Raw genomic sequence first — 11,772 nt, 5'->3', positions numbered from 1 at the left:
GTCGCCCCATCCGTCATGAGAAGCGCCATTTCTCAGGCGCATGTCCCCCCAAATGACGGATTTTAAATTTATTCCGCCGTCCGCGGACGGCGGAACTCTGCGAGGCGCCCCCGGCGAAGGGGTTTCCGACAGACTGAGGGGAGGCCGACACGGCCTCCCCTATTTTTATCATGACTCATCCTGCCCGGCAGCCTTAAGAACGCCCGCGTCCAGGCGGTCGGCGATATAGCGCTCCACCTGATCGTAGGGAATGCCCAGGACTACGGAGAACTCGCCGTAGATCAGTTCCTCAGCCTTTTTCTGATACCGCTGGTCGGTCATCCCCAGGGTCTTGCCCTGGAGACCGGAGGATTTGCCCTTGGCGTGGACCGCCTTCATCAGTTTGAGCAAATCCTCACACTGGTGGGACTGGAAGGCGGCGTGGTACTGCTCGGAGAGGAGACGGAGGTTCCGTTCGGTACAGATCTCTCCCTGAAGCTCGGGCAGTGTATCAATGAGGGCGTCCACCTCGTCCCGGGTGAGGATGGGCCGCATAAAGACCGAGGTGTCCACCGGGACAAAAATAGAACCCGAGCCGTTGACCATGGACAGGGAGTAGTACCGCCTGTCCCGGTCCGCGCCCCGGGCGCCGTCCAGAGGGCCGATGGACGCCACCCGGCAGACCCCTGTGTTGCCATAGACTATCAAATCGCCTGGCTGATACATTGTTTACCCCCATTATACCGCAGAACCGTTTGCTTTCATACTTTACAATTCCATTTTAGCATATTTTGGAGGGCAATGTAAGAAAAACTTTTCCGAAAGACGGCAAGAGCGGCCTGCACCGCAGACCGCTCTTGCTATTCATCAATCTCAATATAGCCCAAAATATCCCCGGCGGAGAAAACCTCCTCGTCCTCGATGCACCGCTCCGCCAGTACGCCGCCCACCGGTGCGGCGAACTCCAGAACCTGCTTGGCGGCCTCCCCCTCGCAGAGCGGCTCGCCCTCCGACACGGATTCACCCACCTCCTTGAGCCAGAAGAGTACGCCCTTTTTGACCGTCAGGTCCACGGGGCGCCCCTGACAGGGGCAGGGATTCACCGGGTCCTTCCGGGGAAGGTGGGACTGGGGCGCCACAATAGGGCACTTCACCGCACGCCACCTCCCTGGGCGGGGTAGAAGGGGCAGTCCCGCTCCAGGCAATCGGGGTTCTTATTGTGGAAATGGCAGGAGATCTCCTCATCCAGCGAGAGGGAGAGTCCGCAGACCTCGTTGAGGTAGGGGACGGCGGCCTGGGCGGCCAGGAAGGTGACCCGCTTGCAGCAGCGGGGGCCGGGACAGGAGGCAATTTTGTGGAGGCAGAGGCTGGTGACCTCGTTGGCCCACTGCCAGTTCTCCACTGACATAGGGCTGCCTCCGGTGAAGACGCTGACGAAGATGCCCGCGCCGATGGCCGCGCCGCAGGCCCCGCAGTTGCCGCAGAAGCCGCCGGGGACGGTCCGGGCCCGTTCCTCAGCCAGGGACAATTGGGCGGACAGGGTATCCGCGCCGGTCCCCCGCTCCATGGCCGCCAGAGTCAGCAGGGCGGCGGGGGTAATGAAGTGATGATACGGGTAGTGCATGGGCACGCCTGGAGTGTCCATCAGCCGGACCAGCAGGGCGGTGAGGGTGGTGGGCGCTTTGGCTGTATGCACGGACATGCAGGACGCCTTCAGGGCGGAGACGACAGCGTCGTCCCACGGACAGATTCCGGGCATTTCAGCACTCCTCCTCACGCGGCTTCAAAAATTCATGGTAGGACGTCTGGGGCGGGAAGGTGACGGCCCCGGCGGGACAGAGGGGGGCGCATTCCGAGCAGAGAATGACGCAGCGCTCCGGCCGCTTCACGCTGGAGAGGCCGTCCGCCATCTCATAGACCTGCTGGGGACAGAAGTCGAAGCACCTGCCGCAGCCTGTGCAGAGGGCGGCGTCCACGGTGGGGTGCCACACGATTTCCGAGCGGGGGTAGGAGAGGACGGTCCGCTCCGCCGCCCGGCGGCAGGCGCTGCGCAGCTCATAGGCGCTGGCCCCGGGGTTGCCCAGGAGAAACGTGACGCGCTCCCGGACATCCGGAGGCAGCTCATAGGCGAGCAGCTCGCGAAGGGCGTCGAGATAGGGCTGTTTGTCCGCCATGTTTCCGGCCTCCCGTGCTTTGATAGCCCCATGGTACCACCGGCGAGACCGGCTGTCTAGGAAGAGAAATGCGAATTTTGGTAAAATAATGGTCTCAAGGGCGGCGGAAATCAACGGCCCCGCCTCGGGGGAGGCGGGGCCGTTGACCTTAAATACCCTTGTTTTGGGGGATGTCAGGCAGGGTGTCGAAGCCCTTCTGCAGCTCTTCGTCCGTGGGCACATGGTCGCTCATGGTTCCGCTGAGGTAGGCCTCGTAGGCGGTCATGTCGAAGTAGCCGGTTCCGGTGAGACCGAAGAGGATGGTCTTCTCCTCGCCGGACTCTCTGCATTTCATAGCCTCGTCGATGGCGCCCTTGATGGCGTGGGCGGACTCGGGGGCGGGAAGGATGGTCTCCAGCTTGGCAAAGAGGACGGCGGCCTCGAAGACCTCGGTCTGCCTGTAGCTGACGGCCTCCATGAACTTGTCGTGGTAGAGCTTGGAGAGGATTGGGCTCATGCCGTGGTAGCGCAGGCCGCCGGCGTGATTGGCGGAGGGAATGAAGCCGCTGCCCAGGGTGTACATCCGGGCCATGGGGGTGACCTTGCCGGTGTCGCAGAAGTCGTAGGCGTACTTGCCCCGGGTGAGGGAGGGGCAGGAGGCGGGCTCCACCGCCACGATGCGGGGGTCGTGCTTCCCTGTCAGCTTATCCTGCATGAAGGGGGCGATGAGGCCGCCCAGGTTGGACCCGCCGCCGGCGCAGCCCACCACCACGTCGGGGTACTCACCCAGCTCCTCCATGGCGGCCTTGCTCTCCAGACCGATGATGGACTGGTGCAGCAGCACCTGGTTGAGGACGCTGCCCAGCACGTAGCGGGAGTTCCCGGCGGTCACCGCCGACTCCACCGCCTCGGAGATGGCGCAGCCCAGGCTGCCGGTGGTGCCGGGGTTCTCGGCCAGAATTTTGCGGCCCACCTCGGTGGTGGGGGAGGGGGAGGGGGTCACGTTGGCGTCGAACACGCCCATGACCGCCTTGCGGAAGGGCTTCTGCTCATAGGAGCACTTGACCATAAACACGTCCAGGTCAATGCCGAAGTAGGAGCAGGCCTCGCTGAGTGCGGTGCCCCACTGGCCTGCGCCGGTCTCGGTGGTAAGGCGGGTAATTCCCTGGGCCTTGGCGTAGTAGGCCTGGGCCACGGCGGAGTTTAGTTTGTGGGAGCCGGAGGTGTTGTTGCCCTCAAACTTGTAGTAGATTTTTGCCGGGGTGCCCAGGGCCTTCTCCAGGTTGAACGCCCGGATGAGGGGGGAGGGGCGGTACATCTTATAGACCTCCTGGACCTCCTCGGGGATGTCGTAGTAGCGCTTTGAGCCGTCCATCTCCTGCCGGGCCAGGGCCTCGCAGAAGATGGGGTAGAGCTCCTCTACGGCCAGGGGCCGGAGGGTGCCGGGATTCAGTAGGGGGTCGGGCTGCTCGGGCATGTCGGCGCGCAGGTTGTACCACTGGCGGGGCATCTGGTCCTCGGTCAGATAGAGGCGGTGGGGAATTTTTTTGGCAGACATATCGCATTTCTCCTTTTTACGGGACGAGACAGGCAACAAAAAAAGCCCCTCGTCCCCAAGATTAAATCTCTGGGACAAAGGACTGGCCTCTGCGGTACCACCCGGATTGACGCCCCGTGGAGCGCCCACTCACTTTCGCAGGTCAACCAACCCACGCTCCCCTGATAACGGGCGGAGTCCCCGTCTGGCTACTCGAAGAAAATCTTTCGCCCGCGCCCTCGGAAGTCCATTCACGCCGTCGTCCCCTGCCGCAATCCCACCACCTGCGGCTCTCTGAGAAGGTCCGGGTCGTCGCTACTTCTCTTCGTCATCGGTTTCTTGATTTGCTTTGCTACAGTATACGCACGGGGCGGAGGATTTGTCAAGAAAAATTTTTCAGAGGCCAGGCATTGTATGAATCGGTCAACACGGCCAATTGACGGTTCTTTTTCCGCATGGACGACGCAGTTTGTCCTTAAATCAGTCAATATTCCTGCAAAAAACTGCTTGAAAAATGAAAAAATCTCGCGCCGCCGGGCATACTCCCATTTGTTGAACAAGGCCTGATGGGGAGCGACAACAGGGCGGAGGATGGCGGGCGGCCGCCCCGCAGGGTGCGAGACGCCGCTGGAAGCACTCGCTTCCAGCGGCGTCTCTGATTTTTCTGCTGCGTCAGCCGTCCACGACCTCGCCCTTGAGCACCCGGCGGGCATCCACCGTGAGGTCCCCGTCCCGCAAGTCCACGGTGAGGGTGTCCCCCGCGTCCACGTCGCCGGCGATGATTCTCCTGCCGATGAGGGTCTCGACGGTGTGCTGGACGAAGCGGCGCAGGGGCCGCGCGCCGTACACCGGGTCGTAGGAGCTGTCGATGACGTACTCCTTGGCGGACTGAGTCAGCTCCACGGAGAGCTGCTTGTCGCTGAGGCGGCGGTTCAAATCCGCCACCAGCAGGTCGATGATGTGGGTGATGTTGGCCTTGGTGAGCGGCTTGTAGAAGACAATCTCATCCAGCCGGTTCAAAAACTCCGGCCGGAAGGAGCGCTTGAGAAGTTCCTCCACCTGGCTTCGGGCGGACTCGGTGATCTCGCCGTTCTCGCCGATACCGTCCAACAGGTACTGGCTGCCCAGGTTGGAGGTGAGGATGATGATGGTGTTCTTGAAGTCCACCGTCCGGCCCTGGGAGTCGGTAATGCGGCCGTCGTCCAGCACCTGGAGGAGGACGTTGAACACGTCGGGGTGGGCCTTCTCCACCTCGTCGAAGAGGATGACGGAGTAGGGGTGGCGGCGGACGGCCTCGGTGAGCTGGCCGCCCTCCTCATAGCCCACATAGCCCGGAGGCGCGCCGATGAGCCGGGAGACGGAGAACTTCTCCATGTATTCGCTCATATCGATGCGCACCAGGTTCTTCTCGCTGTCGAAGAGGGCCTCGGCCAGAGTCTTGGCAAGCTCGGTCTTGCCCACGCCGGTGGGACCCAGGAAGAGGAAGGAACCGATGGGCTTGTTGGGGTCGGCGATGCCCGCACGGCTTCTCAAAATGGCCTCGCTGACCAGGCGGACGGCCTCGTCCTGGCCGATGACCCGCTGGTGGAGAATATCCTCCAGGTGGAGGAGCTTGTCGCGTTCGCCCTCCATCAGCCTGGCCACGGGGATACCGGTCCAGCGCTCAATAATGCGCGCGATCTCCTCCTCGGTCACCTTGTCCCTCAGGAGGGAGCTGCGCCTGCCCTCCTGGGCGAGCTGCTCCTCCGCCTCCAGAGCGGCGCGCAGCTCGGGAATTTTGCCGTACTGGAGCTGGGCGGCCTTCTCCAGGTCGTACTCCCGCTGGGCCTTCTCCAGCTCGGCGTTGGCGTGTTCCAGGTCCTCACGCAGCTTCTGAACCTTGCCGATGGCGTTTTTCTCATTTTCCCACTGGGCCTTTTTGGCGTTAAACTCGTCCCGCATGTCGGAGAGCTCTCTCTGGATCTCGGATAGATGCTCCTGGGAGAGCTTGTCGGTCTCCTTTCTGAGGGCGGCCTCCTCGATCTCATGCTGGATGATCTTCCGCTGAATCACGTCCAGCTCGGTAGGCATGGAATCGATCTCCGTGCGGATCATGGCGCAGGCCTCGTCGATGAGGTCGATGGCCTTGTCGGGGAGAAAGCGGTCGGTGATATAGCGGTTACTCAGGGTGGCGGCGGCGATGATGGCGCCGTCGGTAATCTTCACGCCGTGATAGATCTCGTAGCGCTCCTTGAGGCCCCGCAGGATGGTGACGGAGTCCTCCACCGTGGGCTCGGCCACCAGCACGGGCTGGAACCGCCGCTCCAGGGCGGCGTCCTTCTCAATATACTGGCGGTACTCGTTGAGCGTGGTGGCGCCGATACAGTGCAGCTCCCCCCGGGCCAGCAGAGGCTTTAGAAGGTTGCCCGCGTCCATGGCGCCCTCGGTCTTGCCGGCGCCCACAATGGTGTGCAGCTCGTCGATGAAGAGGAGAATGCGGCCCTCGGACTTCTTCACCTCGTTGAGGACGGCCTTCAGCCGCTCCTCAAACTCGCCCCGGTACTTGGCTCCGGCAATCAGCGCGCCCATGTCCAGGGCGAAGATGGTCTTGTCCTTCAGGCTGACCGGAACGTCGCCCTTGACAATCCGCTGGGCCAGCCCCTCCGCGATGGCGGTTTTGCCCACGCCGGGCTCGCCGATGAGAACGGGGTTGTTTTTGGTCTTCCGGCTCAGAATCCGAATGACGTTGCGGATTTCGTCGTCCCGGCCGATTACCGGGTCCAGCTTGTTCTGCCGGGCCCGCTCCACCAGGTCGCTGCCGTATTTCTTGAGGGCGTCATAGGTGCTCTCAGGGCTGTCCGACGTGACCCGCTGGTTGCCCCGCACCCCGGTCAGGGCCTGGAGAATGCCCTCTCGGCTCACATTGTAGGTGCGAAACAGCTCCTTGAGGGTGGCGTTGGCGCTCTCCACCAGGCCCAGCAGGAGATGTTCCACCGAGATATACTCGTCCTTCATGCTCTCGGCAACCCTCTCGGCCTGGTTCAGGGCCTTGTCCACGTCGGCTGCCACGTAGACCTTCCCCTGCTCCCGCCCGGAGCCGGACACACGGGGCAGTCGGGCCACCTGGTCCTTGACCGCCGCCTCAAAGGAGGGGACGGTCAGGCCCATCCTGGTGAGGAGCTGGGGCACGAGGCCGTCCTCGGCGGCCACCAGGGCCAGGAGGAGGTGGGGCTGCTCAATCTGCTGGTTGCCGTAGTCCACGGCGATGGCCTGGGCCTCCTGGACGGCCTCCAGGGATTTTTGGGTATATTTGTTGGCGTTCATTTGACGTCACATCCTTTCAGGAAGAGAACCTGTCTCTATCAGTATTATATCTCATTATTGTTAAATAGTACATACTTAAATTACTAAAATTCGGTAGGAAAACATGGCGGGAGCCGGACAGCCTCAGCTGACCGGCTCCCGTTTACTGCTCCAGCTTACTCGATTGCAATCCGGCGTGCCTCAGGGATAACGGGCTGGCTCTTGGGGAGGGTCAGCTCCAGAACGCCGTTCTGATAGGCTGCGGTGATACCGCTCTCATCAATGCCGGTGATATCGAAGGACCGGGTGAAGGAGCCGTACCGGCGCTCCCGGCGGAGGTAATTACCCCTCTCGTCCTTCTCCTCGCGGTTCTCCCTGTGCTCGGCGGAGATGGTGAGGATGCCGTCCTTCACGTCCAGGCTGATGTCCTCTTTGCTGAAGCCGGGGAGCTCGGCCTCCAGTACGTACTTGCCGTCCAGCTCGCGGATATCGGTGCGGAAGGCGGGAAGGGAGGCGTTGCTGCTGCGGAAGAAATCCCGGGCAAAGTTGTCGAAGGTGTCGAACAGATTGTCGTTGCTGCGATCAAAAGGAAGCATACCAAACATAGAAAACTCTCCTTTTCGATAGTTGTTTTTGTGGGTGGCGTGATCTGGCAGTCGGACCTCGATTGTGCTAAACATGGCGTTCACACATAGCTGTCACTCTCTTTCCGGGGCCGTTTCGCCTGTTTCTTCCGGACCCTCATCTGTTTTTCTGGGTACAGTATACGGCTGGGCTGTGAACAAATATACAATAAATTATGTCTAAATTGTAAACATTAGCACTCGTGACAAGAGAGTGCTAAAAAGCGGGATGCCCCTTTACGAAGGCCGTCACATCGATTATAATAGGCCGGAATACCTCAAGGCCCTGTGCCCTGAGATTTGCCACTTAACTACGTCAACAGGAGCGAAACGGCATTGAAACATCAAAACGACCTGGGCAGCGACCCGGTTCTGCGCCTTATCCTGCGCCTCGCCATACCCACCATGCTGGCCCAGCTTGTGAGCGTGCTCTACAGCATTGTGGACCGTATGTACATCGGCAACATCCCGGACATCGGCACCGTGGCGCTGGCGGGGGTGGGCGTGTGCGGGCCCATCGTGACCCTCCTGTCCTCCTTTGCCTCCCTGGTGGGGCTGGGCGGCTCGCCCAACATGGCAATGCGCATGGGGGAGGGGAATGAAAAAGAGGCCCAGCGGGTGCTGAACAACGGCTTTCTGCTGCTGCTCATCCTCTCCGGTGCGCTGACCACCCTCTTTCTCCTCCTCCGGGAGCCGCTGCTGATGTGGTTTGGCGCCAGTGAGACCACCTTCCCCTATGCCAACAGCTACCTCACCATCTACACCGCGGGCACCTTCTTCGCCCTGATGGCCACGGGGATGAACAGCTTCCTCATCTGCCAGGGCCGCTCCGGCCTGGGCATGGCGACGGTGCTGGTGGGGGCGGTGCTGAACATCATCCTGGACCCCGTCTTCATCTATATTTTCCACCTGGACGTCGCCGGGGCGGCCATCGCCACCGTCCTCTCCCAGATGGCCTCCTGCGCGTTTGTACTCCTCTCCCTCCGGCAGAGATCCATGCCCATCCGCCTGGGCTGGGGGGGCTTCTCCTGGCGGGTTATGCGGCGGGTGATGGCCTTCGGTCTCTCGCCGTTTCTCATCATCGCATCGGACAGCGTGCTGCTCATCGTTCTCAATGCCATGCTCCAGAAGTACGGCGGGCCGGGGGAGGGGGACGTGCTGGTCACCTGTGCCACCATTGTCCAGAGCTATATGTGCATCATCACCATGCCCATGGGCGGCATCACCGGCGGCAGCCAGCCCGCCGTCAGCTTTAACTACGGCGCGGGCAGGACCGACCGGGTAAAAAGGGCCGTCCAGTGCGTGTGCGGCATCTGTCTGGTCTTTACCGTCCTCATGACCGTCTTTACCTATACCGCCTCGCCCCTCTTTGTGCGGCTTTTTACCTCCGACGCCGTGCTGGCCGCCCGGAGCGTGAAGTACATCAAGATATTTACCCTGGCGATTATCCCCCTGGCCGTCCAGTACGCCCTGGTGGACGAGACCACCGCCATGGGCCACCTGCGCCTGGCCCTCTTCTGCTCCATGTTCCGCAAGACCACCTTTCTGGTCTGCACCATCGCCCTGCCTATGCTGGTCGCCGCCGAGGCGGCCTTCTGGGCGGAGCCAATCTGCGACGTGATTTGCTCCGCCACCACCCTGATATTGTGCCTGCGTTTTTTCCCCCGCATTCTCCGCGGGCGGAGCATTGAGGTACGGGAGTGCGCGGAGAGCGCCGCGGGAAAGCGGTAACTTCTCAGCCTGTATCAGCGGGACAGAGCATAAAAAACAGCGTGAAACGCTATTTTTTATGCGCGCGTGGCCTTGGAAAGGCCACGCGCTGAAACTTTAAGTCCGTTGGCCGCACAGCGGCCAACATGGACGTTTTTTATTTCCGAGCTACGCTCGGAAATAAAAAATTCCCTCCGACATAGTCGGAGGGAATTTGTCTTACCGTCACTCCCGAAATTCCAGGAGCTTGCTGGGTGAGATATGAAGCGCATCGGCTAACTCAAAGAGGAGCTCCAGTGAAAAAGGGCGGAGCAAATTCGGCGCTTCAATGGCGGACAGGTGAGAACGGCTGATGCCGACCCGCTCCGCCAGCGCCTCCTGGGTCAGACCGCAGCGCTTGCGATAAAATGCAATATTCAGCCCCAACTCAAGATATTTCTCGCGGTTTTCAAAGGAAACTTCCCGTGAACTGGACATTTGATCTCCTCCTCTACATAATATTACAGAATGTGAGAGGAAACATACACAATGCAACAGGAAATATATGCTATTTGATATAAAGCGAGCAAGGGCAAAGGTGCGAAATGGCGCCTTTCCTGTGGAGAGATAAAAATGAGTGGACCGGGGGATAAAAATGCATGAAAGTCTTTACAGCCCCTACGGAAAAGGTGTAAACTAAAAAAGAACATGGGCAGGTTTGGATAAGTGACGAAAATGGGAGGGAGAGGCCGTGCCCCAAAAGGAAAGCGGAGGTTCAGAACTGCTGGAGTGGCTTGCAGCGGAGTGCGGCTGCGGGTATCTTTCCGATCTCAGAGTACCTGAGACGGCGCCCGCCCTCGCTCAGACCGTCAAGCGGATTCCACATGGAATTTGGTCCGGCGAGGCCTGGCGTGAGGTCGCCAGGTATATCACCGGAGAGAGCGATATAATCCCCGAGGAGGACGTGGCCCGGGCCGCGCTGTCCCGCTGGCTGCAAAAGAGATGACCCAATAAAAGACGCGCCGCAAAGCAATGCTTTGCGGCGCGTCTTTTATTGGGTCTGGAGGACGAAGAAGTCATTTCCCGGAGGGCAGCAGCACGGTGAAGGCGGTCCCCGCTCCGGGGGCGCTGGTCACGGTGATTTTACCCCTGTGGCCGTCCACGATGCTCTTGGCGATGGCGAGTCCCAGGCCGTATCCCCCCGCCTCACGGGTGCGCGCGCTGTCCGAGCGGTAAAACCGCTCGAAGAGGTGGGGCAGGTGTTCGGCGGGGATGGGCGCGCCCGAGTTGTGGACGGTCAGCCGGACCTTCTCCTGGGCCCGGCACAGCAGCAGCTCCACCGCGCCGCCCTCACCGGCGTACTTGCAGGCGTTGTCCAGCAGGATCAGCACCAGGCGGCGGAGCTGGCCCTCGTCTCCGGGGACCAGAAGGCCGGGCTGGATATCGCATGCCAGAGACACCCCGGCCTCGAAGGCCACGCTTTCAAAGGGGAGCAGGCAGCTCTCCGCGGTCTCGCTCATGTCCACGCCGATCCGGGAGACGGCGGTGCGGGCGGCGTCGCTCTTGGCGAGGAAGAGCATGTCCTCCACCAGCCCCTTCATCCGCTGGGCCTCCTCCCGGATGTATTCCACCCATTTGGCCTGGCGGGCCACTGTGTCGTCCCGGTGGGCCAGGAGAATGCCCGAGTTTGCAAGGATGACGGTGAGGGGGGTCTTAAGCTCGTGGGAGGCGTCCGCCACAAACTGGCGCTGCTGCTCCCATGCCTTTTCCACGGGGCGGGTGGCGATTTTGGAGAGGAGCAGGCTGATGAGGAAGAACCCCAGCAGCGCCCCCGCGCCGATGAGGAGGGAGGTGCCGATCAGGCTGTTCAGATTCGACCGCTCCCAGCTCCGGTCCGCGAAGGCGATGTGGGTAACCCCGTCGGCCGAGACCTCCACCATGTACCGCAGGTCCAGCCTGGGCAGGACGCCGGAGGGCGAACTTTTGGCCAGCGCCTGCGCCACGGCCTGCTCCAGCACCTCGTCGGAGACCTCCACGCTGTCCCGGAAGTGGAGGGCGGCCACCGAGCCGTCCTCGTTCAGCGCGGCGCAGAAGACGGGGATCATCATGAACTGCCGGTCCTCGCCCCGGTTCCTGCGGGCCTCCTGCCGGTAGGCGTCCTCCTCAAGGTCCGCGGGGGGCGGGCCGAACTCGAACCGGGGCGGATCGTCCAGCTCGCTCCACTCAAGGGCCAGGCGCATGGCGGACACGCTCTGGGCGCTCAGCCGCTGGGAGGTGGACCCGACCAGCACCCCGAAGACGATGACCAGCACCAGACTCACCAGAGCCATATTCGTGAGAATAAATTTGAAACGGAGCTTTTTGATCATGGCGGGCCTCCAGGGCGGAAATCAAAAGGGAAGAAACGAGAAAAGCGGGGCCGTTATCCGCCAAAATGGCGGGCTCCCACAGTGGCCGGGCCACCACGGCCGGGGTGGCCCACAGCGTGAGACCGGGGCAAAGACGAGCC

The 11,772-nt window shown here is 61.6% G+C and carries 11 protein-coding genes; 2 read left to right on the top strand and 9 right to left on the bottom strand.

Annotated features, from left to right (window positions below):
- Nucleotides 1-168: 168 nt before the first annotated feature.
- From H8S62_RS09415 to H8S62_RS09385, 7 genes are all read right to left on the bottom strand, one after another.
- Nucleotides 169-705 (bottom strand): CarD family transcriptional regulator, encoded by a 537-nt coding sequence (locus H8S62_RS09415; protein WP_155147292.1) that lies wholly within the window; start codon nt 703-705, stop codon nt 169-171.
- 134 nt (nt 706-839) lie between these two features.
- Nucleotides 840-1,133: a biotin/lipoyl-containing protein gene (locus H8S62_RS09410; RefSeq protein WP_173023485.1), complete on the bottom strand. Its 294-nt coding sequence runs from the start codon at nt 1,131-1,133 to the stop codon at nt 840-842.
- The gene (locus H8S62_RS09405) at nt 1,130-1,738 is read right to left on the bottom strand and encodes a DUF5714 domain-containing protein (protein ID WP_155147288.1); all 609 of its coding nucleotides are present in this window, start codon (nt 1,736-1,738) and stop codon (nt 1,130-1,132) included. The genes H8S62_RS09410 and H8S62_RS09405 overlap by 4 nt, the downstream gene beginning before the upstream one ends.
- Nucleotide 1,739: 1 nt before the next feature.
- Nucleotides 1,740-2,153, bottom strand: a complete 414-nt coding sequence (locus H8S62_RS09400; RefSeq protein ID WP_173023484.1) for a 4Fe-4S dicluster domain-containing protein — start codon at nt 2,151-2,153, stop codon at nt 1,740-1,742.
- Nucleotides 2,154-2,301: 148 nt separating this feature from the next.
- Complete coding sequence (locus H8S62_RS09395) at nt 2,302-3,690, bottom strand: TrpB-like pyridoxal phosphate-dependent enzyme (RefSeq protein WP_155147284.1); 1,389 nt, start codon at nt 3,688-3,690, stop codon at nt 2,302-2,304.
- A 651-nt stretch (nt 3,691-4,341) separates the two neighbouring features.
- Nucleotides 4,342-6,972, bottom strand: coding sequence for an ATP-dependent chaperone ClpB (gene clpB, locus H8S62_RS09390; protein ID WP_155147282.1), 2,631 nt, complete (start codon nt 6,970-6,972; stop codon nt 4,342-4,344).
- 155 nt (nt 6,973-7,127) lie between these two features.
- Nucleotides 7,128-7,556: an Hsp20/alpha crystallin family protein gene (locus H8S62_RS09385; protein WP_155147280.1), complete on the bottom strand. Its 429-nt coding sequence runs from the start codon at nt 7,554-7,556 to the stop codon at nt 7,128-7,130.
- Between the two features lie 354 nt (nt 7,557-7,910).
- Between H8S62_RS09385 and H8S62_RS09380 the strand changes: the two genes are divergently transcribed.
- On the top strand, nt 7,911-9,305 hold the full coding sequence (locus H8S62_RS09380) for an MATE family efflux transporter (protein ID WP_186919111.1): 1,395 nt from the start codon (nt 7,911-7,913) through the stop codon (nt 9,303-9,305).
- Between the two features lie 204 nt (nt 9,306-9,509).
- Here H8S62_RS09380 and H8S62_RS09375 read toward each other — a convergent pair whose 3' ends face one another.
- Nucleotides 9,510-9,761 carry a helix-turn-helix domain-containing protein gene (locus H8S62_RS09375; RefSeq protein ID WP_155147276.1) on the bottom strand — a complete coding sequence of 84 codons (252 nt, stop codon included), beginning with the start codon at nt 9,759-9,761 and terminating at the stop codon, nt 9,510-9,512.
- 253 nt (nt 9,762-10,014) lie between these two features.
- Here H8S62_RS09375 and H8S62_RS09370 point away from each other — a divergent pair, with 253 nt between their 5' ends.
- Nucleotides 10,015-10,269, top strand: a complete 255-nt coding sequence (locus tag H8S62_RS09370) for a hypothetical protein (RefSeq protein WP_186919110.1) — start codon at nt 10,015-10,017, stop codon at nt 10,267-10,269.
- Nucleotides 10,270-10,339: 70 nt separating this feature from the next.
- On the opposite strand, the gene H8S62_RS09365 is transcribed toward H8S62_RS09370, so the two are convergent.
- Entirely contained in the window at nt 10,340-11,632 is a 1,293-nt protein-coding gene (locus H8S62_RS09365; protein ID WP_186919109.1) for a sensor histidine kinase, read from the bottom strand.
- Nucleotides 11,633-11,772: the final 140 nt, after the last annotated feature.

The sequence above is a fragment of the Lawsonibacter faecis genome, from assembly GCF_014287675.1.
Classification (GTDB): Bacteria; Bacillota; Clostridia; order Oscillospirales; family Oscillospiraceae; genus Pseudoflavonifractor; species Pseudoflavonifractor faecis.
Note: the sequence above shows the minus strand (reverse complement) of the source record. Positions and strands in the feature narration are given on the sequence as shown.

Bases quoted from the DNA above. Each gene is read 5' to 3' on its own strand.
- H8S62_RS09395 (WP_155147284.1), bottom strand. From the start codon at position 3,690: ATGTCTGCCAAAAAAATTCCCCACCGCCTCTATCTGACCGAGGACCAG.
- H8S62_RS09415 (WP_155147292.1), bottom strand. From the start codon at position 705: ATGTATCAGCCAGGCGATTTGATAGTCTATGGCAACACAGGGGTCTGC.
- clpB (WP_155147282.1), bottom strand. From the start codon at position 6,972: ATGAACGCCAACAAATATACCCAAAAATCCCTGGAGGCCGTCCAGGAG.
- H8S62_RS09365 (WP_186919109.1), bottom strand. From the start codon at position 11,632: ATGATCAAAAAGCTCCGTTTCAAATTTATTCTCACGAATATGGCTCTG.
- H8S62_RS09375 (WP_155147276.1), bottom strand. From the start codon at position 9,761: ATGTCCAGTTCACGGGAAGTTTCCTTTGAAAACCGCGAGAAATATCTT.
- H8S62_RS09400 (WP_173023484.1), bottom strand. From the start codon at position 2,153: ATGGCGGACAAACAGCCCTATCTCGACGCCCTTCGCGAGCTGCTCGCC.
- H8S62_RS09385 (WP_155147280.1), bottom strand. From the start codon at position 7,556: ATGTTTGGTATGCTTCCTTTTGATCGCAGCAACGACAATCTGTTCGAC.
- H8S62_RS09405 (WP_155147288.1), bottom strand. From the start codon at position 1,738: ATGCCCGGAATCTGTCCGTGGGACGACGCTGTCGTCTCCGCCCTGAAG.